Origin of the sequence: Paraburkholderia aromaticivorans (genome assembly GCF_002278075.1) — a bacterium.
GTDB lineage: Bacteria > Pseudomonadota > Gammaproteobacteria > Burkholderiales > Burkholderiaceae > Paraburkholderia > Paraburkholderia aromaticivorans.
On record NZ_CP022990.1, the window covers coordinates 2115067 to 2136077 of the forward strand.

Genomic DNA, 21011 nt, shown 5'->3' on the forward strand with positions numbered 1-21011 from the left:
GGGTACGAACACTGTGAGCCTGTCTCGTTCTTCCGCATGTACATGGAGCCAAACGCTTAACGATCTGCTAGATAGCTCGCCATTGGAATCTCGCGCTTTCGTTCTCAGCGAGAGCGCGACGGGCCTGCGCGAAGTCATCCATGGTGTTATCGCGCTGCTGACTCCGCTCGCTCGTCGTCGCGATTTGCGCTTGCGGGCGTGCGTCGATCAATCGGTCGCCGACACGATTCTCGCGGACAGTGCCCGGTTAGGCCAGCTCGTTTTCCATTTGCTTAACCGAACCATCCAGCTCACCGCGCGATCGGAGGTTTCGCTCATCGCGCGGGCGCAGCCGTTGAATTCAGGCTTGCAACGAATTTTTATCAGCGTGGTCGATGCGCCGATCAAATGCGCGCCCGCGGCGACACCGCCGCCTCTCGGTCCAGCCATTGAAGATCCGCAGATGAGCCGATGGCTTGGCGACGCTGACGCGTGTTTGCGACTTTGCCGAATACTGGTGCAACGTATGCGCGGCGAACTCTGCCTGTCGAGCGGTTTCGAGGCAGGCCCTCAAGTCGTCTTCAACGCGCCGTTCCGCGTCGAGGAAATGGTGCGATCCGCGCAAGCGGCCCGCGGCAACGTCGAGGCGCCGCTTTTGTCCGGAGCCGCGCGGCCACAGGAACACGCCGCGAGCGCCTCCGTCGAGCCTTTTGAGAGCGGTTATCTGGATGCGTTGTCTGAAGAGGGAGTCGATCTTCAGGTGTTTCTCAACAACTGGCGCGCGGCAATGAACGACGACCTGGAGCGTCTCAGCGGTTTGCTTCGTGAAGGTCATTTCGATCATCTCCCAAGTGTGCTGCACCGGTTGAGTGGAGGGGTGGGTCTCGTCGGCGCGCGCAGTTTGATGGAGGCGTTGCGGCGCGCGAGCATTTCGCCGCAGGAACGCAGCGCCGCCTTAGCCGGCGCGCTGATGGCGCGCGCGAGAATGCTCGTGACGCAACTCGAAGCAATGTCCCGCACACCCGGGAGCACTTCACGATGAACCGACCGCTGGCTTTGATCGAAGGCGATCTAGCACTTCCGATCGCGCGGCCGTTCGATACCTTGCCGCCGCCCTTCGGCTCGCGGCGACGGCCGGCCCGGGTTGCGGGGCAACGCGAACTGCAACCCGCAGCTCGCGTCAACGCGCAACAGGCCATCCAGAACGCGGCGCAACGCAGCGAGCTGGCGGCACGTAATGGGTCGTTGCCGCCGGGCGTGAAGTTTCTGTTGTTCTACAAGCTGCCGCAACCGCGCGAGCATTCGCCTCGCTTCGACGAGCAGTTGGCCGAAGCGAGGTACTACCTCGAAATGGGCCGTGCGCGCCCGTGCTCGACGCGTTCGGATCATGTCCTCGGAGCGGCGATTTTCGCCGGCTGCGGTATTGCGCTGGCCTGGTTGCTGGCCACCTGCACGACGCACGACGCCGCCAAGGTGACGGCCACGGCTCTGACCCAGCCAGTGGTCGTGCGTCAGCCCGTGGAGTTTGCCGGCACGATTGCGCAGACCGAACCGCCGGCGGTGAATTCCGAACCGAAGGCGGCTTCCGAAGTGCCTACGCCAACCAATACGACACCGGGAACGACGTTTGGCCATGTCCGTATGCCAGAGCCACAGCGTGTCGAGCACCTAGCGCCGCGTCCAGTCACGCGAGCGTCCACGCATCAGACGGTGCAGAACCGCTCCGCAAAGGCCGATCGCCCGGTGCCGATCGTGCGCTTCAGCAAAGCGCAGGTCGAAGGGCGTCTCGCATTGAGCCGCACGATCCGCCCAGCCACGCAGCCTTCCGCATCCAGGTCACCCGAATGGGCCGCAGGCCGCTCGTCCGCGAGTGACGCGGCCGAGCGCGCGGCGCTGTTCGACTGGGCGGTGCAGCAGCGTCGCGCGGCAATCATCACGCACGCCGATTTGCCGACACCCGTCGATACCGACTGGAGCGCCCGCATGACCCAGCGCAGAATCACCGACAACCCCAACGCGTTCCAATCGGGCCGCAGCACGAAGTAGCAGCCAAAAAAAGCCCGACCAGGGGTCGGGCTTCAAAGTCGGCTGCGTCCTCCACAGGACGCAGCCCCTGCAAAACAGCCGGGCTGTTCGCGTTGTCGCCAGCCTTAAGCAGCCAGCAGCGAACGCAGCACGAACGGCAGAATCCCGCCGTGCTTGTAGTAGTCGACTTCGATCGGCGTGTCGATACGCAGCAGCACCTGCACGCGCTTCTCCTTGCCGTCCTTGCCACGGATCACCAGCGTCACTTCCTGTTGCGGCTTGAAGTCTGCGCCGAGGCCTTCGATGTCGTACGTTTCTTCGCCGGTGATGCCAAGCGATTGCACGCTATCCGAGCCCTTGAACTGCAGCGGCAGAACGCCCATGCCGACCAGGTTCGAACGGTGGATCCGCTCGAAGCTGCGTGCGACCACGGCCTTCACGCCCAGCAGTTGGGTACCCTTCGCAGCCCAGTCACGCGACGAGCCCGTGCCGTACTCTTCGCCCGCGAACACGATGGTCGGCGTGCCGGCGTCGATGTACTTCATCGCTGCGTCATAGATCGACAGTTGTTCGCCGCTCGGCTGATGAATCGTCAGGCCGCCTTCCACGCGCGAGCCGTCTGCCTTCGCCGGGATCATCAGGTTCTTGATCCGCACGTTCGCGAACGTGCCGCGCATCATCACGTCGTGGTTGCCGCGGCGCGAGCCGTAGCTGTTGAAGTCGGCCTTCTGCACGCCGTTTTCCTTCAGCCACTTGCCTGCCGGCGAGTCTTCCTTGATCGAGCCAGCCGGGCTGATGTGGTCGGTCGTGACCGAGTCACCGAAGATGCCCAGTGCACGCGCGTTCGTCACAGCAGCAATGCTGTCGGCCGGCGTCATCGAGAAGTCCTTGCCGAAGAACGGCGGCTCAGCGATGTAGGTCGACTTCGGCCAGTCGTAGACTTGACCTTCTTCGCCTTCGATCTTGCTCCACAGGTCGCCCTTCTTGGTCAGCGACGCGTAGTTCTTGCGGAACGCGTCGGCGTCCAGCGCGAACTTGAGCAGCGCGTTGACTTCTTCGCTGGTCGGCCAGATGTCGCCCAGGTAGATGTCCTTGCCGCCCTTGCCCTTGCCGACCGGTTCGGTCATCAGGTCGCGCGTGATGTTGCCGGCGATCGCGTAAGCGACGACCAGCGGCGGCGAGGCCAGGAAGTTCGCGCGGATATTCGGGTGAATACGCGCTTCGAAGTTACGATTGCCCGACAGAACCGCTGCCGCGACGATGTCGTTCTTCGTGATCGCTTCGTTCAGTTCCGGCGTCAAATCGCCCGCGTTACCGATACAGGTCGTGCAACCGTAAGCGGCCAGCGTGAAACCGAGCTTGTCGAGGTACTTCATCAAGTCGGTCTTCGTCAGGTATTCCGTGACGATACGCGATCCCGGCGCCAGCGACGTCTTGATGTGCGGAGCGACCGTCAGGCCGGCTTCGACAGCCTTCTTCGCCAGCAGGCCGGCGGCGAGCAGCACGCTCGGGTTAGAGGTGTTCGTGCACGACGTGATGGCCGCGATCAGGATGTCGCCGTTCTTCACGTCGACGCCGTTGCTCGTGGTGTATTGCGCGTCGAGGTCTTCCGCCTTCTTCGCAAAGCCGTTTTCCGCCACCGGCTTCGAGAACAGGTCGCTGAAGGTCGACTTCACATGACCGATTTCGATACGGTCTTGCGGACGCTTCGGACCTGCCAGCGACGGCGTCACCGTGCCGAGATCCAGCGTGACGACCTTGGTGTAGTCGATCTGGCCGGCCTTCGGAATACCGAACAGACCCTGCGCCTTGAAGTAGTTTTCGAAGGCGGCGATTTCTGCGTCGGTGCGGCCCGTGCCCTTGAAATAGTCGATGGTCTTTTCGTCGACCGGGAAGAAGCCCATCGTTGCGCCATATTCCGGCGCCATGTTGCCGATGGTTGCACGATCCGGCAGCGACAGCGACTTCGTGCCTTCGCCGAAGAACTCGACGAACTTGCCGACAACCTTTTCCTTACGCAGCAGTTCGGTCACGGTCAGAACCAGGTCGGTCGCCGTCAAGCCCTCGCGCAGCTTGCCCTTCAGTTCGACGCCGACCACGTCCGGCGTCAGGAAGTACACCGGCTGGCCGAGCATGCCGGCTTCCGCCTCGATACCGCCCACGCCCCAGCCCACCACGCCGATGCCATTGATCATGGTGGTGTGGCTGTCCGTGCCGACCAGCGAATCCGGGTAGTACACCGTGTCCGCGCCTTCAGCCTTCTTGTGCACGCCGCGTGCGAGGTATTCCAGGTTCACCTGGTGAACGATACCGACGCCCGGCGGCACGACCTTGAACGTGTCGAATGCCTGCATGCCCCACTTCATGAACTGGTAGCGCTCGTTGTTGCGCTGGAATTCCAGTTTCATGTTCAGGTCGAGCGCGTTCTTTTCGCGGAAGTGATCGATCTGCACCGAGTGATCGACGACCAGATCCACCGGCACCAGCGGTTCGATCGACTTCGGATCCTTGCCCATGTGTTTCGCGACACCACGCATGGCTGCAATGTCGGCGAGCAGCGGCACGCCGGTAAAGTCTTGCAGCACGACGCGCGACACCACGAACGGGATTTCGTCGACGCGCGCGGCGGTCGGCTTCCAGTTCGCGAGTTGCTCGATGTGTTCTTCGGCGATTTTCTTGCCGTCGTAGTTACGCAGCACCGATTCCAGCACGATTCGGATCGAAACCGGCAGGCGGTCGATCTTGATGTTCAGCGCCTTGCCGAGTTGCGGCAGGGAGTAGAACTTGCCTTTGCCGGAACCGCTGTCGAATTCCTTGAGCGTTTTGTGGAGGTTGTGGGCCATGGTGTTTTCCTTGGTTTGATCGCGGAACTACAGTACTCAACTTGACTAGATGACGTACAGATCGACGTATTCATTGACCGGCATGGCTTCGAGCCTTGCCTGATCCAGCGACACGTCGAGAATCGCCAGTTGTTGCTTGACCGGAAAGCGGCGCGCGAGGTTGGTCTTGAACTTCTCGACCAGCAACGGAATTCCATCTTCGCGACGACGTTTATGACCGATCGGGTATTCGACTACGACTTCGTCGAATGTCGAACCGTCGTTGAATTCGACCGTCAGTGCATTGGCGATCGAACGCTTCTCGGGATCGTGGTAATCCTTCGTGAACTGCGGGTCTTCGACACATTCCATCTTTGCGCGCAGCACGTCGATACGCGCGTCCTGTGCGGTCGAATCTTCATAGTCCGCGGCCGTCAGGCGGCCGTGGATCAGCGGCACGGCGATCATGTACTGAATGCAATGATCGCGGTCGGCCGGATTGTTCAGCGGGCCTTTTTTATCGATGATGCGAATCGCGGCCTCATGCGTGCGGATCGTGATCTTGCGAATGTCGTCCACGCGCTTTCCCGCTGCGTTGAGTTGCGCATGCAACTTCATCGCGGCTTCCGCCGCCGTCTGCGCATGGAATTCTGCCGGAAAAGAAATCTTGAAGAGCACGTTTTCCATCACGTACGAACCGTACGGACGCTGGAACCGGAACGCGTTGCCCTTGAAGAGCACGTCGTAAAAGCCCCAGGTTTTCGCGCTCAGCACCGACGGATAGCCCATCTCGCCGGTCTTCGCAATCAGCGCGAGGCGCACCGCGCGCGAGGTCGCGTCGCCCGCGGCCCACGACTTGCGCGAACCGGTATTCGGTGCATGGCGGTAGGTGCGCAGCGCATGTCCATCGACAAACGCCTGCGAGACCGCATTGATCAGCTCGTCGCGCGTGAGGCCGATCAACTGGCCGACCACCGCGGTCGACGCCAGTTTCACCAGCAGCACATGGTCGAGCCCAACCTTGTTGAAGGAGTTTTCGAGCGCGATACAGCCTTGAATTTCGTGCGCCTTGATCATGGCGATCAACACGTCTTTCATCGCCAGCGGCCGTTTGCCGGCTGCGATGGCGCTGCGCGAGAGCCAGTCGGCCGTCGCGAGAATGCCGCCGAGGTTATCCGACGGGTGGCCCCATTCGGCGGCGAGCCATGTGTCGTTGAAGTCGAGCCAGCGGATCATGGCGCCGATGTTGAAGGCGGCTTGAACCGGATCCAGCTGGAACGACGTGCCGGGCACCTTTGCGCCATTGGGGACGATCGTGCCTGGCACGATCGGTCCCATCAGCTTGGTGCAGGCCGGGTAGGTGAGCGCCTCGAGTCCGCAACCAAGCGTATCGATCAGGCAGTGACGCGCGGTTTCCAGCGCGAGCGTGCTGTCGATCTGATACTCCAGCACGTAGTCGACGATATCGACCAGGACGGCGTCCGGTTCGGGTCGCACGTTGGAAATTGGAGCGGACATCGGGGCGTTTTCCTGATGACGATGATTTAGTTGCCGGACTTGTTGATCGCGTTCGATTGCGTCGGAGCCGGTGCGCCTTCCATCATGGCTGCCGTCTTGCACTCGTCGGCCAGACGCGAGCTGTCCTTGTCCGAGAACAGCATGGCCTTCGTCGGGATCACGACGAGGTCCATACCCGTTGCGGCGTCGTGGAAGCGGTCGGCGCCCGTGGTGGTCGCTTCGCGCGGCAGATTGTAATTTTTGTTAGCCCAGTGAACCGTGACGATCTGGTCACGCTTCATGTCGCCCTTCAGGTCGAACGCCAAACCTTCGTTGCACGACCACTTTTCCGCGCCTTCCGGCACCGGATCGACCTTCGCTTCCTTGGCCGGGTTCGGTTTGCGCTTGATCAGGCGCTTCGGCTGCGGTTTTTTCGGGACAGCGTTGGCTGCCGGCTTCGTGGTGGTCGCCGGTTGCGCGACGGCGTCAGTCGCGACGGCCAGCATCGTCGTGGACAGGGCACCAATCACGGCGGCGATCATCAGCTTTTTCATGGAGAAAACCTTTCTATCTAGTTTCAGTTAAACATTCCGCGGGCTACCGGTCCTGGCGTCCGCGTGGTTGAACTGCACGCGCTTTGAAAGCGCACAGCGACCGCTATTTTCTCCTATTTAGCGGCAGGTACTTCAAATTCTCAGGTCCGGTGTAATTCGCGCTCGGACGGATGATCTTGTTGTCGATGCGCTGCTCGATGATGTGGGCGCTCCAGCCGGCCGTGCGGGCGATCACGAAGAGCGGGGTGAACATGGCCGTGGGCACGCCCATCATGTGATACGAGACCGCGCTGAACCAGTCCAGATTGGGGAACATCTTCTTCGCCTCCCACATCACCGACTCCAGCCGCTCGGCGATGCTGAACAGCTTGGTGTTGCCCGCTTCCTTCGAGAGCTTCTTCGCGACTTCCTTGATGACCTTGTTGCGCGGGTCCGAAATCGTGTAGACCGGGTGGCCGAAGCCGATCACCACTTCCTTGTTCTCGACGCGGCGGCGGATGTCCGCTTCGGCTTCGTCCGGCGTCTGGTAGCGCGACTGGATCTCGAACGCGACTTCGTTGGCGCCGCCGTGCTTCGGCCCGCGCAGCGCGCCGATCGCGCCGGTGATGGCCGAGTAGATGTCCGATCCCGTGCCCGCGATCACGCGGCCCGTGAAGGTCGACGCGTTGAACTCGTGCTCGGCGTACAGGTTCAGCGACACGTGCATCGCGTCGACCCACGCCTTGGACGGCTCCACGCCGTGCAGCAGATGCAGGAAGTGGCCGCCGATCGAATCGTCGTCGGTTTCGACTTCGATGCGCTTGCCGTTATGCGAATAGTGATACCAGTAAAGCAGCATCGAACCGAGCGAGGCCATCAGCTTGTCGGCGATGTCGCGCGCGCCCGGCAGGTTGTGGTCGTCTTTCTCCGGCAGCACGGTGCCGAGCACCGACACGCCGGTGCGCATCACGTCCATCGGATGCGCGGCGGCCGGGATCCATTCGAGCGCGGCCTTGACGTTCGCGGGCAGGCCGCGCAGCGCCTTGAGCTTGGTCTTGTAGGCGGTGAGTTCGGCCTGGGTCGGCAGCTTTTCGTGGACCAGCAGGTAAGCGATTTCTTCGAATTCGCAGGCACCCGCAATATCGAGAATGTCGTAGCCGCGGTAATGCAGGTCGTTGCCGGTCTTACCGACCGTGCAGAGCGCCGTGTTGCCGGCCGTCACGCCGGACAGGGCGACGGATTTTTTCGGTTTGAAGCCGCTTTGGGGTGGGTTGCCGCCTTGTGCATCAGCGGTTTGCGTTGTCTCGCTCATCTCCCGCAATCTCCTTTGTGCCTGCTCATTGCTTCTGGTTGACTTACGCGTTCGACGTCCCCGGCCCGCAGCGTCAGATGATTCAGTGCTTCGATTGCACCACGGTGTCCAGGTGCGTGGTCCAGCGCCGCCGTGCCGCTTGCCGGACGGGCGCGCAGGCTCATGATGCGGCTTGCACGTTAGTGCCCACTTTCGTGAAAAGCGGCGCGGCGTCTTGCGGGACGGTGCGGCCGGTGGTTTGCGCGCGACGCAGCACCGACCAGTAATAGCGATAGCTCGCGCGATCATGCAACGTGTCGTGATGACGCGTGGGCCCCCATTGGGCGGATTGCGCGGCCAGCAGGATTTCGGTGGCCGTGGCGATCTCTTCGTCGCGCGGCGCGAACGCGGCGACGATCGCCTCGATCTGTGCCGGGTGGATGCTCCACATGCGCGTGTAGCCAAACTCGTTGCGGGCGCGCGCGGCGTCGTTCGCCACCACGCTCATGTCGCGCACTTCCGTGCTGACGTTGTGCGACGGTACTTTGCCGTAGGCATGGCAGGCAGCCGAGATTTCCAGCTTCGCGCGCCGCACCAGCGGATGATCGAACTGGCCGGGCGAGCGCATGGCCGTGTCGGGAATCGCGCCGTTGTGCGCGGAGACGAAGTCCATCAGGCCGAAGCTCAGCGCTTCCACGCCGGGCAGCGCGGCCAGATCGAACACGCGCGTCAGCGCGCCGTGCGTCTCGACCAGCAATTGCACCGGCACCGGTTGCGCGATGCCGAGCTCGCGGCGCGTGGCCTCGATGAACGCGACCATTTCGGCGGCGTCGGGGACGTTGCGGATCTTCGGCAGGGTGATGTAAGCAGGTGCTCGCTTCGCGGCTCGCAAGATGAGGCGGACGTCGTCGCGCCAGTGCGGGTGATCGAAGTCGTGAATCCGCACGCCGACGCGACCAAAGCGGTCATGCTCGCTGCCCAACAACGAGGCGACCAGTTCCGCGTGTTGCGCTTCGCGGCCGACCTGCGCGCCGTCTTCGCAATCGAGGGTGATATCGAACACCGGGCCGAGCTGTTGCTGCAACGCGAGCGATTTCAGCATCAGCTTTTCGCTGCCGGCGTAGTGATCGCAGGCAGGCAGCACAGCGGGCGGCGCTTCGCCGTCAAACAGCACTTCGGCGGGTGTGAGGGCGCGCATCTTCGGCGTCAGGGTGTGGGTAGTGTTTGGAGAAATCTGATTCGGGCGCGCTCTGCAGGACCATCGTGGCAATTGCGCAAAGCGCGCTCGGATCAGATGCGGACGACTACATTCGCACGAAAAAAAACCGGAACCCGCCGCGGCGACGCCTGGGAGCCCCCAGACTTGCCGCTTTGCGCCGGGCCCCCACAAGCAGGGAAAAGCTTGGGATGGCCCGGCGTTTTCTCATGAGTTCCGGTTCGTCTGCATCAGGCGCTTAGCCGAGCAGATGTTGAACGCCGTCGCGCTCTTCCAGCAGTTCGTTCAGCGTGGCGTCCATCTTTTCACGCGAGAACGCGTCGATTTCCAGACCCTCGACGCGCTTGTACTCGCCGTTTTCGCACGTGACCGGCACACCGTAGATGATGTCTTCCGGAATGCCGTACGAGCCGTCCGACGGAATACCCATGGTGACCCACTTGCCGTTCGTACCGAGCACCCAGTCACGCACGTGGTCGATTGCCGCGTTAGCCGCCGACGCTGCCGACGACAGGCCGCGCGCTTCGATGATCGCCGCGCCGCGCTTGCCGACGGTCGGGATGAACGTGTTGCGGTTCCATTCTTCGTCGTTGATCAGCTTGGTCAGGTCCTGGCCTTCTGCCGTTGCAACGCGGAAATCCGGGTACATGGTCGGCGAGTGATTGCCCCACACAGCCAGCTTTTCGATCGACGCGACCGGCTTGCCCGACTTGGCCGCCAGTTGCGACAGCGCGCGGTTGTGGTCGAGGCGCAGCATGGCGGTGAAGTTCTTCTTCGGCAGATCCGGCGCCGACTTCATGGCGATGTAGGCGTTCGTGTTGGCCGGGTTGCCGACCACGAGGACCTTCACGTCGCGGCTGGCGACTTCGTTCAGCGCCTTGCCCTGAACCGTGAAGATTTCGGCGTTGGCCGACAGCAGGTCCTTGCGTTCCATGCCTTTCGAACGCGGACGGGCGCCGACCAGCAGGGCCACGTCTGCATCCTTGAATGCGACCTTGGGATCGTCGGTGATCACGACACCCGACAGCAGCGGGAATGCGCAATCATCCAGTTCCATCACGACGCCTTTGACGGCGCCTTGTGCTTGCGGCAGGTCGAGCAGTTGCAGGATAACCGGCTGATCCTTGCCGAGCAGGTCGCCATTGGCGATGCGGAACAGCAGGGAGTAAGCGATTTGACCTGCGGCGCCGGTGACGGCAACGCGCTTTGCGGGCTTAGCCATTGAGAAATCTCCAGGACGATGCGTTAGACGCTAGGGAAAACGCCATTCTATATGCGCGTTCAGCGAAGCGTTATGAAACACGGCGGAATTCACTGTTCGCGGACTGCCTCGTAATCTGCCGAGGGCGAGCGGCGCGTTGCGGCGAGACCGCCGTGCCGGAAACCTGTACAACTGCATGGGAGCGGGAATACGAAGCGCCGGGTAGCCGTTGCACGGTGCGGGCTCCTGCAAACAGCGCGTTTCGGCAAGCGTCTGGCCAACGAATGGCGGCGAAATCGAAACCTGAACTGCGTGGGAACAGCATGGTGCAGAGTGGCTGCCGGGGCGTCGCGGCGCTGCGCGAAACAGCCTCCGAAAAACCCGCAAACCCTTGTTCGACAAGGAGTGTAGGAGTCGCTAGACACAAAGTCAACATTATCTTATGTCTTATATAAGACATATCTATCGAGGGGAAAACCCTAGACGCGGCCCAGCCCTTTATGATGAAATGCGCGCATGAATTCGAACCCGGCGAACACCACGAATCCGAACGGCCAAGGCGCCGCAGGGGAGGGTGTACCCGCTGCCGTCCCGGCCACGTCGCCCACTTTCAGCCCTTTGTATCAGCAGATCAAGGGGCTGATCACGCAAAGCCTTGAAAGCGGCGAGTGGAAGCCCGGCGAGATCATTCCTAGTGAAGTCGAATTGGCGGCCAGATACAAGGTCAGCCAGGGAACGGTGCGCAAAGCGATCGACGAACTTGCAGCCGACAACCTGCTGGTGCGCCGCCAGGGTAAGGGCACTTTTGTTGCAACGCACAACGAAGACCGCGCCCAGTTTCGCTTCCTCCGATTGCTGGCCGATGACGGAGCGGAACACCCGCACGTGAGCCGCCTGCTCGAGTGCCGGCGTTTGCGCGCTTCGGCGGACATCGCACGGCAACTCGACCTGAAACCCGCCGATCCGGTTGTATTGATCAAGCGATTGCTGCAGTTCGACGGCGAAGTCACCGTGCTCGACGAAATCTGGCTGCCCGGCGCCGTGTTTCGCGGCCTCACGCTCGAGCGGTTGTCGGAGTATAAAGGTCCACTCTACGCGATGTTCGAGACGGAATTCGGCACGCGCATGATCCGCGCAACGGAGAAGATCCGCGCGGTGGCAGCCGAGCCCGCCGTGGCCGACCTGCTGCACGTGCCCGCGGGTTTTCCGCTGCTATCGGTCGAGCGCGTGTCCTATACATACGGAGACCGGCCGGTCGAGGTACGCCGTGGTTGGTATGTCACAACCGGGTACTACTATCAGAACGATCTAAGTTGAAACGGGTTTGAAACGGTTTGTATGAGGGCGCCGCGTCCCACACGCGCGCCTGTTTGAAGGCGCCTTTATCGCGCAGGCTGCAACGGACTACTCGTGGTTTTCGCTGCAGCGCGATATAAAAAGGCGCTAAAATTGCGGATTAGTGTGACTACATAGTAGGGGTCTAGCATGGCTGAAGCCGTAAAAAAACCGAGGCCGGAATTCCGGAACATCGGTATCGGGCAGATATTGACGGCGTACCGTCTCCCGCTAGCGGGGCGAGTATCGATCTTGCACCGCGTGAGCGGTGGTCTGCTTTTTGTTTTTCTTCCGTTCCTGCTGTACCTCTTCGATCAGAGTCTGACTTCTGAACTCAGCTTCGAAGTCTTCAAAGGCTTCCTCTCCAACATCGTCGTCAAGCTCATCACGCTCGTTCTCGCGTGGGCCTTCCTGTTCCACTTCTGCGCCGGCGTCCGTCACCTGTTGATGGACACAAACCACAATGCGGTCACGAAGGAAAAAGGCAAGTCGACCTCTATCGTGGTTCTCGTCGTGTCGTCGCTGCTCACCATCGCATTCGCGGCAAAACTGTTCGGAGCATTCTAAAAAATGTCAGCTAATAACCGAATCGGTTCGAAGCGTCTTGTTGTCGGCGCGCATTACGGTCTGCGCGACTGGCTCGCCCAGCGCATTACCGCCACGATCATGGCGATCTACACGGTGATCCTGCTCGTCTGGTTCTTTGGCGCGCGCGATTTTTCGTATGAAGGCTGGGCGTCGATCTTCGCGACGCAATGGATGAAACTCGCCACGTTCGTCACGCTGCTCTCGCTGTTCTATCACGCCTGGGTTGGTATCCGCGACATCTGGATGGACTATGTGAAGCCCGTTGGCACGCGCCTGTTCCTTCAGGCGCTGACGATCGTCTGGCTGCTCGCATGTGCGGGCTACGCTGCGCAGATTCTCTGGAGAGTGTAAAAGAATGGCTGCAATCAAGAATTCTCTGCCGCGTCGCAAGTTTGACGTGGTTATCGTCGGCGCAGGCGGCTCGGGGATGCGCGCTTCGCTGCAACTCGCGCGCGCTGGTCTGTCGGTTTGCGTGCTGTCCAAGGTGTTCCCGACGCGTTCGCACACGGTCGCTGCCCAAGGCGGCATCGGCGCTTCGCTCGGCAACATGAGCGAAGACAACTGGCACTATCACTTCTACGACACGATCAAGGGCTCCGACTGGCTCGGCGACCAGGACGCGATCGAGTTCATGTGCCGCGAAGCACCGAACGCAGTCTACGAACTCGAACACTTCGGCATGCCGTTCGACCGTAACGCCGACGGCACGATTTACCAGCGCCCGTTCGGCGGCCACACCGCGAACTACGGCGAAAAGCCGGTGCAACGCGCTTGCGCGGCGGCCGACCGTACCGGTCACGCGCTGCTGCACACGCTGTATCAGCAGAACGTCGCGGCCAAGACGCAGTTCTTCGTCGAATGGATGGCGCTGGATCTGATCCGCGACGCCGAAGGCGATGTGCTCGGCGTGACCGCGCTGGAAATGGAAACCGGCGACGTCTACATTCTCGAAGGCAAGACCACGCTGTTCGCCACGGGCGGCGCGGGCCGTATCTTCGCGGCGTCCACCAATGCATTCATCAACACCGGTGACGGCTTGGGCATGGCTGCGCGCTCGGGCATCGCACTGCAAGACATGGAATTCTGGCAATTCCACCCGACCGGCGTGGCCGGCGCGGGCGTGCTGATTACCGAAGGCGTGCGCGGCGAAGGCGGCATTCTGCGCAACTCGAACGGCGAGCGTTTCATGGAACGCTACGCGCCCACTTTGAAGGATCTGGCGCCGCGCGACTTCGTTTCGCGTTCGATGGACCAGGAAATCAAGGAAGGCCGCGGCGTGGGTCCGAACAAGGATCACGTGCTGCTCGACCTGTCGCACATCGGCGCCGAGACGATCATGAAGCGTCTGCCGTCGATCCGCGAAATCGCGCTGAAGTTCGCGAACGTCGATTGCATTAAAGAGCCGATCCCGGTCGTGCCGACCATCCACTATCAGATGGGCGGCATTCCGACGAACATTCACGGCCAGGTCGTGGGTACGTCGAAGGGTCACGAAGAGCCGGTCAACGGCTTCTACGCAGTGGGCGAATGCTCGTGCGTGTCGGTGCACGGTGCGAACCGTCTCGGCACGAACTCGCTGCTCGACCTGGTGGTGTTCGGCCGCGCGGCCGGCAACCACATCGTCAAGCACGTGAAGGAAATCAAGGAGCACAAGCCCCTGCCGGCTGATGCCGCTGATTTCGCGCTGTCGCGTCTGGCGAAGCTGGATAGCTCCTCGTCGGGCGAGTACGCGCAGTCGGTCGCGAACGACATCCGCGGCACGATGCAAAAGCATGCCGGCGTGTTCCGTACCTCGGCGTTGCTGTCTGAAGGCGTCGAGCGCATCCGCGAAGTCGCTGACCGCGTCGACAGCATCCATCTGAAGGACAAGTCGAAGGTGTTCAACACGGCGCGTATCGAAGCGCTGGAAGTGGCGAACCTGATCGAAGTGGCACGCGCCACGATGGTTTCCGCCGAAGCGCGTAAGGAAAGCCGTGGTGCGCACGCGCAGAACGACTTCGAACATCGCGACGACGAAAACTGGCTGCGCCATACGCTGTGGTTCAGCGAAGGCGATCGCCTCGACTACAAGCCGGTTCACATGCAACCGCTGACGGTCGAATCGGTCCCGCCGAAAGCGCGGACCTTCTAAGGCACAAGTCAAAGGAATTCAGAAATGGCAAAGCGTACATTTGAAATCTACCGCTACGACCCGGACAAGGACGCAGCGCCGCGCATGCAAACGTACGAGATCGAAATCGACTCGCACGAACGCATGCTGCTCGACGCGCTGCTCAAGCTGAAGGCAGTGGACGAGACGTTGTCGTTCCGCCGCTCGTGCCGCGAAGGCGTGTGCGGTTCGGACGCGATGAACATCAACGGCAAGAACGGTCTGGCCTGCTTGCAGAACATGAACGATCTGCCGCAAAAGATCGTGCTGCGTCCGCTGCCGGGACTGCCGGTCATTCGCGACCTGATCGTCGACATGACGCAGTTCTTCAACCAGTATCACTCGATCAAGCCGTATCTGATCAACGATACGCCGCCGCCGGAAAAGGAGCGTCTGCAGTCGCCGGAAGAACGCGACGAGCTCGACGGCCTGTACGAATGTATTCTGTGCGCTAGTTGCTCGACGTCGTGCCCGAGCTTCTGGTGGAATCCGGACAAGTTCGTCGGCCCGGCCGGCCTGTTGCAAGCCTATCGTTTCATCGCGGACAGCCGCGACGAAGCGACCGGCGAACGCCTCGACAACCTGGAAGATCCGTACCGTCTGTTCCGTTGCCATACCATCATGAATTGCGTCGACGTTTGCCCGAAGGGCTTGAACCCGACCAAGGCGATTGGCAAGATCAAGGAATTGATGGTTCGCCGCGCTGTCTAGGATGAATAACCCGCTCGCTCCCTGTCGTGCGCTGCCCCAAGGGGCGGTCGGTACGCTTGGGAAGCGGCCCGGCGCGTGCTGAAATGAACGACACATCGCATCAGTCCGACCCTCTCCGCCGCGCGCGCCTTCGCTGGCGCGCGCGGCGGGGCCTGCTGGAAAACGATCTGATTTTTGAGCGTTTTTTCGGCCGATATGAGCATGACCTCAGCGATGCCGACGTGGGCGCTCTCACGCGCCTGCTCGAGCTGAGCGATAACGACCTGATGGACTTGCTGCTCGCGCGCAAGGAACCGGAAGGCGACCTTGCCGACCCGGATGTGATCCGGGTGCTGGAGTTGCTGCGGAATGCCTGAGCGGCTCGCGCGCCGCTTGTCCGTTGTTCCAGGCGTGCAATTATCGAAACCCTGTTTCCATACTTCGATTGAGGATCTGCTATGACCCCGTCAGATGTTAAAGCCACGCTATCGTTCAGCGACAATTCGCCGAGCGTTGAAATGCCGATTTACAAGGGCACCCTCGGCCCGGACGTGATCGACATCCGCAAACTGTACGGCCAGACCGGCAAGTTCACGTACGACCCGGGCTTCATGTCGACGGCGGCGTGCAATTCCGCGATCACCTACATCGACGGCGATAAGGGCGAGTTGCTGTACCGCGGTTATCCGATCGACAACCTCGCGGAAAACGCCGACTTCCTCGAAACCTGCTATCTGCTGCTGAAGGGCGAATTGCCGAACGCGCAGCAGAACGCCGAGTTCGTCAAGACGGTGACGAACCACACGATGGTGCATGAGCAAATGCACTTCTTCTTCCGCGGTTTCCGTCGCGACGCGCACCCGATGGCGATTCTGGTGGCCGCCGTCGGCGCGCTGTCGGCGTTCTATCACGACTCGCTCGACATCAACAATCCGCGTCACCGTGAAGTGTCGGCCATTCGCATGATCGCGAAGCTGCCGACGCTGGTGGCGATGGCGTACAAGTACAGCATCGGCCAGCCGTTTGCGTACCCGAAGAACGACCTGTCGTACAGCGCGAACTTCATGCACATGATGTTCTCGAACCCATGCGAAGAGTACAAGGTCAACGACGTGCTGGTGCGCGCGCTGGACCGCATCCTGATCCTGCACGCGGACCACGAGCAGAACGCTTCGACCTCGACCGTGCGTCTGGCCGGTTCGTCGGGTGCCAATCCGTTCGCGTGTATCGCAGCCGGTATCGCATGTCTGTGGGGCCCGGCGCACGGCGGTGCGAACGAAGCCGCGCTGAACATGCTGGAAGAAATCGGCTCGGTCGACAACATTCCCGAGTTCATCAAGCAGGTGAAGGACAAGAACTCGGGCGTGAAGCTGATGGGCTTCGGTCACCGTGTCTACAAGAACTACGATCCGCGTGCGAAGCTGATGCGCGAAACCTGCCACGAAGTGCTGGAAGAACTGGGCCTGCACGACGACCCGCTGTTCAAGCTGGCCATGGCACTGGAAAAGATCGCGCTGGAAGACGAATACTTCGTGTCGCGCAAGCTGTACCCGAACGTCGACTTCTACTCGGGTATCGTGCAGCGCGCGCTGGGCATCCCGACCTCGATGTTCACGTGTATCTTCGCGATGGCACGCACGGTCGGCTGGATTGCACAGTGGAACGAAATGATCGCCGATCCGGAACAGAAGATCGGCCGTCCGCGTCAGCTGTTCATCGGCGACACGCAGCGTGAAGCCAAGCCGATCGCGCAACGCTGATTGGTCTTGAGTCCGCGTCGTTCGCAGTGGTCGGTTCTGCTGCGAGCCAACGCGGAACCTGATCGACAGGTGATCGACAAGAAATGCCCCGACGGGTTATCCCGCCGGGGCATTTTGTTTTCGGGTTCGATCTCGCGCGTTCGAGCATCGGATCGCGCCGCGGCGCAGCAAGCTGCAATCGCGCGCAGGCTTGCCGGGTAACCTCGATACAGGTATCGGCACTACCACTCAACTCCCTGTTTTTTATCGGTTTTCTTCCTGAATGAACGGCCCAAAGCGGGACGCTGCGTGGCATAATCGACCGACACGGTCAGCCCGCAGTCATTACTACCCCGCATACCATGGCACAGACTCTCTACGACAAATTGTGGAACACACACGTGGTCCACTCGGAAGAAGACGGCACGACGATTCTTTACATCGACCGTCACCTGCTGCACGAAGTCACCAGCCCTCAGGCGTTCGAAGGTCTGAAGCTGGCTGAGCGTCCGGTGTGGCGCATTAGCGCGAACCTGGCGGTGTCGGACCACAATGTGCCGACCACGGACCGCAGCCACGGCATCGCCGATCCGGTCTCCAAGCTGCAAGTGGACACGCTCGATTCGAACTGCGACGCCTACGGCATCACGCAGTTCAAGATGAACGATCTGCGTCAGGGCATCGTGCACATTATCGGGCCGGAGCAGGGCGCCACGTTGCCGGGCATGACGATCGTCTGCGGTGACTCCCACACCTCCACGCACGGCGCGTTCGGCGCGCTGGCGCATGGCATTGGCACGTCGGAAGTCGAGCACGTGCTGGCCACGCAAACGCTCTTGCAGAAAAAGAGCAAGAACATGCTGGTGAAGGTCGAAGGCGCGCTGCCGCGCGGCTGTACCGCGAAAGACATCGTGCTCGCCATCATCGGCAAGATCGGCACCGCGGGCGGCACCGGCTACGCGATCGAATTCGGCGGCTCGACCATCCGCGCGCTTTCCATGGAAGGCCGCATGACGGTCTGCAACATGGCGATCGAGGCGGGCGCGCGCGCCGGCATGGTCGCGGTCGACGACACCACCATCGAATACCTGAAGGGCCGTCCGTTCTCGCCGGAAGGCGTGGAGTGGGATCACGCGGTCGAGTACTGGAAGCAGTTCAAGTCGGACGACGGCGCGCACTTCGATCGCGTGGTCGAGCTGAACGCCGCCGAGATCGTGCCGCAAGTCACGTGGGGCACGTCGCCGGAAATGGTCACGGCCGTGGACGGCCGCGTGCCGGATCCGGATCGCGAAAAAGACCCGGTCAAGCGCGACGCCATGGAGCGTGCGCTGAAATACATGGCGCTCGAACCCAATGCGCCGATCGAATCGATCAAGCCGGATAAAATCTTCATCGGGTCGTGTACCAACGCGCGTATTGAAGACATTCGCGCCGCGGCTTACGTCGTGAAGAAACTGGGCCGCCGCGTGGCGCCGAACATTCGTCTGGCCATGGTCGTGCCGGGTTCGGGTCTCGTGAAGGCACAGGCGGAACGTGAAGGCCTCGACAAGGTCTTTACCGACGCCGGGTTCGAATGGCGTGAACCAGGTTGCTCGATGTGTCTCGCCATGAACGCCGACCGGCTGGAGCCGGGCGAGCGTTGTGCGTCCACGTCGAATCGTAATTTCGAAGGTCGTCAGGGCGCCGGTGGCCGTACCCACCTCGTGAGCCCCGCGATGGCTGCGGCCGCGGCCATCGAAGGGCATTTCGTCGATATTCGCAAGCTTGGATAAATCGCATGATGAAGAACATGAATCGCACCACTCTATTGCGCCGCTTCGCCCTCGGTTGCCTGGCTGGGCTATTGCTCGGTCTCGCCGGTTGCAACACGGTGCACGGATTCGGCGAGGACATGTCGCACCTCGGCAATTCGATCAGCAATCACGCTGATAAATAAGCGGTTTTTGATTTTTACCGGCCATGCGCCGAGCGGCTTTCCGGCCGCCGCGCGCATTGCCCGGTCTTGAAACAGGTGCCAAGCGTCATGGATAAATTCATCGTACACACCGGCGTCGTGGCGCCGCTCGATCGTGAGAACGTCGACACGGACGCGATCATCCCGAAGCAATTCCTGAAGTCGATCAAGCGCACGGGTTTCGGTCCGAACGCGTTCGACGAATGGCGCTACCTCGACCACGGCGAGCCGGGTCAGGACAATTCGCAGCGCCCGCTGAACCCTGACTTCGTGCTGAACCAGCCGCGTTATCAAGGCGCTTCGGTGCTGCTGGCGCGCAAGAACTTCGGCTGCGGCAGCTCGCGCGAGCATGCGCCGTGGGCGCTGGAGCAGTACGGCTTTCGCGCGTTGATCGCGCCGAGCTTCGCCGACATTTTCTATAACAACTGCTTCAAGAACGGCCTGCTGCCGATCGTGCTGACCGAACAGCAAGTCGATCACCTGTTCAACGAAACGTATGCGTTCAACGGCTTCAAGCTGACGGTGGATCTGGAAGCGCAAGTGGTACGCACGGCGGACGGCGGCACCGAGTATCCGTTCGAAGTCGCGGCGTTCCGCAAGTACTGCCTGCTGAACGGCTTCGACGACATCGGCCTCACGCTGCGTCACGCGGACAAGATTCGCCAGTTCGAAGCAGAGCGGATCGCGAAGCAGCCGTGGCTGGCTCACCGCATCGTCGGTTAAATACGTGAGGGCCTATCTGGCCCGCTCGCCGATTCAAGCTCGCAAGAAAACGCCGGGCCGCCCCAAGTTTTCTTGCTTCCCCGCGGGGGGCCTGACGCGAAGCGACAGGTCCGGGGGCACTCTCACTCTCGAAGAAAACCTCAAGGAATTCGCATGAAGATCGCAGTGTTGCCGGGCGACGGCATTGGTCCCGAAATCGTCAAGGAAGCCGTCAAGGTTCTGAACGTGCTTGGCGAAAAGTTCGAACTCGAAGAAGCGCCGGTTGGCGGCGCGGGCTACGAAGCGAAGGGCCATCCGCTGCCTGATTCGACGCTGGCGCTGGCGAAAGAAGCCGATGCGATCCTGTTCGGCGCCGTCGGCGACTGGAAGTACGACAAGCTCGAACGCGCGCTGCGCCCGGAACAGGCCATTCTCGGTCTGCGCAAGCACCTGCAACTGTTCGCGAACTTCCGTCCGGCGATCTGCTATCCGCAACTCACCGGCGCTTCGTCGTTGAAGGAAGAGATCGTGTCGGGCCTCGACATCCTGATCGTGCGCGAGCTGAACGGCGACATCTATTTCGGCTCGCCGCGCGGCGTGCGCGAAGCACCGGACGGTTTGTTCGCCGGCTCGAAAGAGGGCTTCGACACGATGCGTTATTCGGAGCCCGAAGTGCGCCGCATCGCGCATGTCGCGTTTCAGGCAGCGCAAAAGCGTGGCAAGAAGCTGACGTCGGTGGATAAAGCCAACGTGCTCGAAACGTCGCAGTTCTGGAAAGACGTGATGATCGACGTGTCGAAAGAATATGCGGACGTCGAGCTCTCGCATATGTACGTTGACAACGCGGCCATGCAACTGGTGAAGGCGCCGAAGTCGTTCGACGTGATCGTCACCGGCAACATGTTCGGCGACATTCTCTCCGACGAAGCGGCCATGCTGACGGGTTCGATCGGCATGCTGCCGTCGGCCTCGCTCGACAAGAACAACAAGGGCTTGTACGAGCCGTCGCACGGTTCCGCGCCGGATATCGCCGGCAAGGGCGTGGCGAATCCGCTTGCCACGATTCTGTCGGCCGCCATGATGCTGCGCTATTCGCTGAACAAGGCAGAGCAGGCGGACCGCATCGAAAACGCCGTGAAAAAAGTGCTCGAACAAGGCTATCGCACCGGCGATATCCTCACGCCGGGTTGCAAGCAGGTCGGCACGGTTGCCATGGGCGACGCCGTCGTCGCAGCGCTGTAAGAAGGCGCGCGGATCGAACAGCAGTGAGGTCGTCAAACGGCCTTTAAA

General features: G+C 61.5%; 19 protein-coding genes. 13 read left to right on the top strand and 6 right to left on the bottom strand.

Annotated elements, in window-relative coordinates; translation table 11 throughout:
• The first annotated feature begins 13 nt into the window (after window positions 1-13).
• On the top strand, window positions 14-1021 hold the full coding sequence (locus tag CJU94_RS29135) for an Hpt domain-containing protein (protein WP_244221007.1): 1008 nt from the start codon (window positions 14-16) through the stop codon (window positions 1019-1021).
• Window positions 1018-2025, top strand: a complete 1008-nt coding sequence (locus CJU94_RS29140) for a hypothetical protein (RefSeq protein ID WP_095422053.1) — start codon at window positions 1018-1020, stop codon at window positions 2023-2025. Before CJU94_RS29135 ends, CJU94_RS29140 begins: the two co-directional genes overlap by 4 nt.
• Window positions 2026-2129: 104 nt before the next feature.
• On the opposite strand, the gene acnA is transcribed toward CJU94_RS29140, so the two are convergent.
• The 6 genes from acnA to CJU94_RS29170 all read right to left on the bottom strand — a co-directional run bounded on the left by acnA (window position 2130) and on the right by CJU94_RS29170 (window position 10585).
• Entirely contained in the window at window positions 2130-4847 is a 2718-nt protein-coding gene (gene acnA / locus CJU94_RS29145; protein ID WP_095422054.1) for an aconitate hydratase AcnA, read from the bottom strand.
• Window positions 4848-4892: 45 nt separating this feature from the next.
• Window positions 4893-6344 carry a bifunctional 2-methylcitrate dehydratase/aconitate hydratase gene (locus CJU94_RS29150; protein WP_095422055.1) on the bottom strand — a complete coding sequence of 484 codons (1452 nt, stop codon included), beginning with the start codon at window positions 6342-6344 and terminating at the stop codon, window positions 4893-4895.
• 26 nt (window positions 6345-6370) lie between these two features.
• Complete coding sequence (locus CJU94_RS29155) at window positions 6371-6877, bottom strand: hypothetical protein (RefSeq protein WP_095422056.1); 507 nt, start codon at window positions 6875-6877, stop codon at window positions 6371-6373.
• A 103-nt stretch (window positions 6878-6980) separates the two neighbouring features.
• The gene (gene prpC, locus CJU94_RS29160; protein ID WP_095422057.1) at window positions 6981-8168 is read right to left on the bottom strand and encodes a bifunctional 2-methylcitrate synthase/citrate synthase; all 1188 of its coding nucleotides are present in this window, start codon (window positions 8166-8168) and stop codon (window positions 6981-6983) included.
• A 160-nt stretch (window positions 8169-8328) separates the two neighbouring features.
• Entirely contained in the window at window positions 8329-9345 is a 1017-nt protein-coding gene (locus tag CJU94_RS29165; protein ID WP_095422058.1) for an HpcH/HpaI aldolase/citrate lyase family protein, read from the bottom strand.
• A 256-nt stretch (window positions 9346-9601) separates the two neighbouring features.
• Window positions 9602-10585 carry a malate dehydrogenase gene (locus CJU94_RS29170; protein ID WP_095422059.1) on the bottom strand — a complete coding sequence of 328 codons (984 nt, stop codon included), beginning with the start codon at window positions 10583-10585 and terminating at the stop codon, window positions 9602-9604.
• A 495-nt stretch (window positions 10586-11080) separates the two neighbouring features.
• Between CJU94_RS29170 and CJU94_RS29175 the strand changes: the two genes are divergently transcribed.
• The 11 genes from CJU94_RS29175 to leuB all read left to right on the top strand — a co-directional run bounded on the left by CJU94_RS29175 (window position 11081) and on the right by leuB (window position 20963).
• Window positions 11081-11881, top strand: coding sequence for a GntR family transcriptional regulator (locus CJU94_RS29175; RefSeq protein ID WP_095422060.1), 801 nt, complete (start codon window positions 11081-11083; stop codon window positions 11879-11881).
• A gap of 168 nt (window positions 11882-12049) precedes the next feature.
• Complete coding sequence (gene sdhC, locus CJU94_RS29180; RefSeq protein WP_091804894.1) at window positions 12050-12466, top strand: succinate dehydrogenase, cytochrome b556 subunit; 417 nt, start codon at window positions 12050-12052, stop codon at window positions 12464-12466.
• A 3-nt stretch (window positions 12467-12469) separates the two neighbouring features.
• Window positions 12470-12838 carry a succinate dehydrogenase, hydrophobic membrane anchor protein gene (gene sdhD, locus CJU94_RS29185; RefSeq protein ID WP_091804890.1) on the top strand — a complete coding sequence of 123 codons (369 nt, stop codon included), beginning with the start codon at window positions 12470-12472 and terminating at the stop codon, window positions 12836-12838.
• 4 nt (window positions 12839-12842) lie between these two features.
• The gene (gene sdhA, locus CJU94_RS29190) at window positions 12843-14618 is read left to right on the top strand and encodes a succinate dehydrogenase flavoprotein subunit (RefSeq protein WP_095422061.1); all 1776 of its coding nucleotides are present in this window, start codon (window positions 12843-12845) and stop codon (window positions 14616-14618) included.
• A gap of 24 nt (window positions 14619-14642) precedes the next feature.
• The gene (locus CJU94_RS29195) at window positions 14643-15347 is read left to right on the top strand and encodes a succinate dehydrogenase iron-sulfur subunit (RefSeq protein ID WP_012428644.1); all 705 of its coding nucleotides are present in this window, start codon (window positions 14643-14645) and stop codon (window positions 15345-15347) included.
• A gap of 83 nt (window positions 15348-15430) precedes the next feature.
• Window positions 15431-15703: an FAD assembly factor SdhE gene (locus CJU94_RS29200; protein ID WP_095422062.1), complete on the top strand. Its 273-nt coding sequence runs from the start codon at window positions 15431-15433 to the stop codon at window positions 15701-15703.
• A gap of 81 nt (window positions 15704-15784) precedes the next feature.
• On the top strand, window positions 15785-17086 hold the full coding sequence (gene gltA / locus CJU94_RS29205; RefSeq protein WP_011490488.1) for a citrate synthase: 1302 nt from the start codon (window positions 15785-15787) through the stop codon (window positions 17084-17086).
• A 341-nt stretch (window positions 17087-17427) separates the two neighbouring features.
• The gene (gene leuC / locus CJU94_RS29210) at window positions 17428-18837 is read left to right on the top strand and encodes a 3-isopropylmalate dehydratase large subunit (protein WP_095422063.1); all 1410 of its coding nucleotides are present in this window, start codon (window positions 17428-17430) and stop codon (window positions 18835-18837) included.
• Window positions 18838-18842: 5 nt separating this feature from the next.
• On the top strand, window positions 18843-19001 hold the full coding sequence (locus CJU94_RS29215) for an entericidin A/B family lipoprotein (RefSeq protein ID WP_095422064.1): 159 nt from the start codon (window positions 18843-18845) through the stop codon (window positions 18999-19001).
• Between the two features lie 87 nt (window positions 19002-19088).
• Window positions 19089-19742, top strand: coding sequence for a 3-isopropylmalate dehydratase small subunit (leuD, locus tag CJU94_RS29220; protein WP_095422065.1), 654 nt, complete (start codon window positions 19089-19091; stop codon window positions 19740-19742).
• 153 nt (window positions 19743-19895) lie between these two features.
• Window positions 19896-20963, top strand: a complete 1068-nt coding sequence (gene leuB, locus CJU94_RS29225) for a 3-isopropylmalate dehydrogenase (protein WP_095422066.1) — start codon at window positions 19896-19898, stop codon at window positions 20961-20963.
• The last annotated feature ends 48 nt before the right edge of the window (window positions 20964-21011 follow it).

Coding starts and splice junctions, on each gene's coding strand:
- CJU94_RS29140 (WP_095422053.1), top strand. CDS start 1,018: ATGAACCGACCGCTGGCTTTGATCGAAGGCGATCTAGCACTTCCGATC.
- acnA (WP_095422054.1), bottom strand. CDS start 4,847: ATGGCCCACAACCTCCACAAAACGCTCAAGGAATTCGACAGCGGTTCC.
- CJU94_RS29150 (WP_095422055.1), bottom strand. CDS start 6,344: ATGTCCGCTCCAATTTCCAACGTGCGACCCGAACCGGACGCCGTCCTG.
- CJU94_RS29155 (WP_095422056.1), bottom strand. CDS start 6,877: ATGAAAAAGCTGATGATCGCCGCCGTGATTGGTGCCCTGTCCACGACG.
- prpC (WP_095422057.1), bottom strand. CDS start 8,168: ATGAGCGAGACAACGCAAACCGCTGATGCACAAGGCGGCAACCCACCC.
- CJU94_RS29165 (WP_095422058.1), bottom strand. CDS start 9,345: ATGCGCGCCCTCACACCCGCCGAAGTGCTGTTTGACGGCGAAGCGCCG.
- CJU94_RS29170 (WP_095422059.1), bottom strand. CDS start 10,585: ATGGCTAAGCCCGCAAAGCGCGTTGCCGTCACCGGCGCCGCAGGTCAA.
- CJU94_RS29175 (WP_095422060.1), top strand. CDS start 11,081: ATGAATTCGAACCCGGCGAACACCACGAATCCGAACGGCCAAGGCGCC.
- sdhC (WP_091804894.1), top strand. CDS start 12,050: ATGGCTGAAGCCGTAAAAAAACCGAGGCCGGAATTCCGGAACATCGGT.
- sdhD (WP_091804890.1), top strand. CDS start 12,470: ATGTCAGCTAATAACCGAATCGGTTCGAAGCGTCTTGTTGTCGGCGCG.
- sdhA (WP_095422061.1), top strand. CDS start 12,843: ATGGCTGCAATCAAGAATTCTCTGCCGCGTCGCAAGTTTGACGTGGTT.
- CJU94_RS29195 (WP_012428644.1), top strand. CDS start 14,643: ATGGCAAAGCGTACATTTGAAATCTACCGCTACGACCCGGACAAGGAC.
- CJU94_RS29200 (WP_095422062.1), top strand. CDS start 15,431: ATGAACGACACATCGCATCAGTCCGACCCTCTCCGCCGCGCGCGCCTT.
- gltA (WP_011490488.1), top strand. CDS start 15,785: ATGACCCCGTCAGATGTTAAAGCCACGCTATCGTTCAGCGACAATTCG.
- leuC (WP_095422063.1), top strand. CDS start 17,428: ATGGCACAGACTCTCTACGACAAATTGTGGAACACACACGTGGTCCAC.
- CJU94_RS29215 (WP_095422064.1), top strand. CDS start 18,843: ATGATGAAGAACATGAATCGCACCACTCTATTGCGCCGCTTCGCCCTC.
- leuD (WP_095422065.1), top strand. CDS start 19,089: ATGGATAAATTCATCGTACACACCGGCGTCGTGGCGCCGCTCGATCGT.
- leuB (WP_095422066.1), top strand. CDS start 19,896: ATGAAGATCGCAGTGTTGCCGGGCGACGGCATTGGTCCCGAAATCGTC.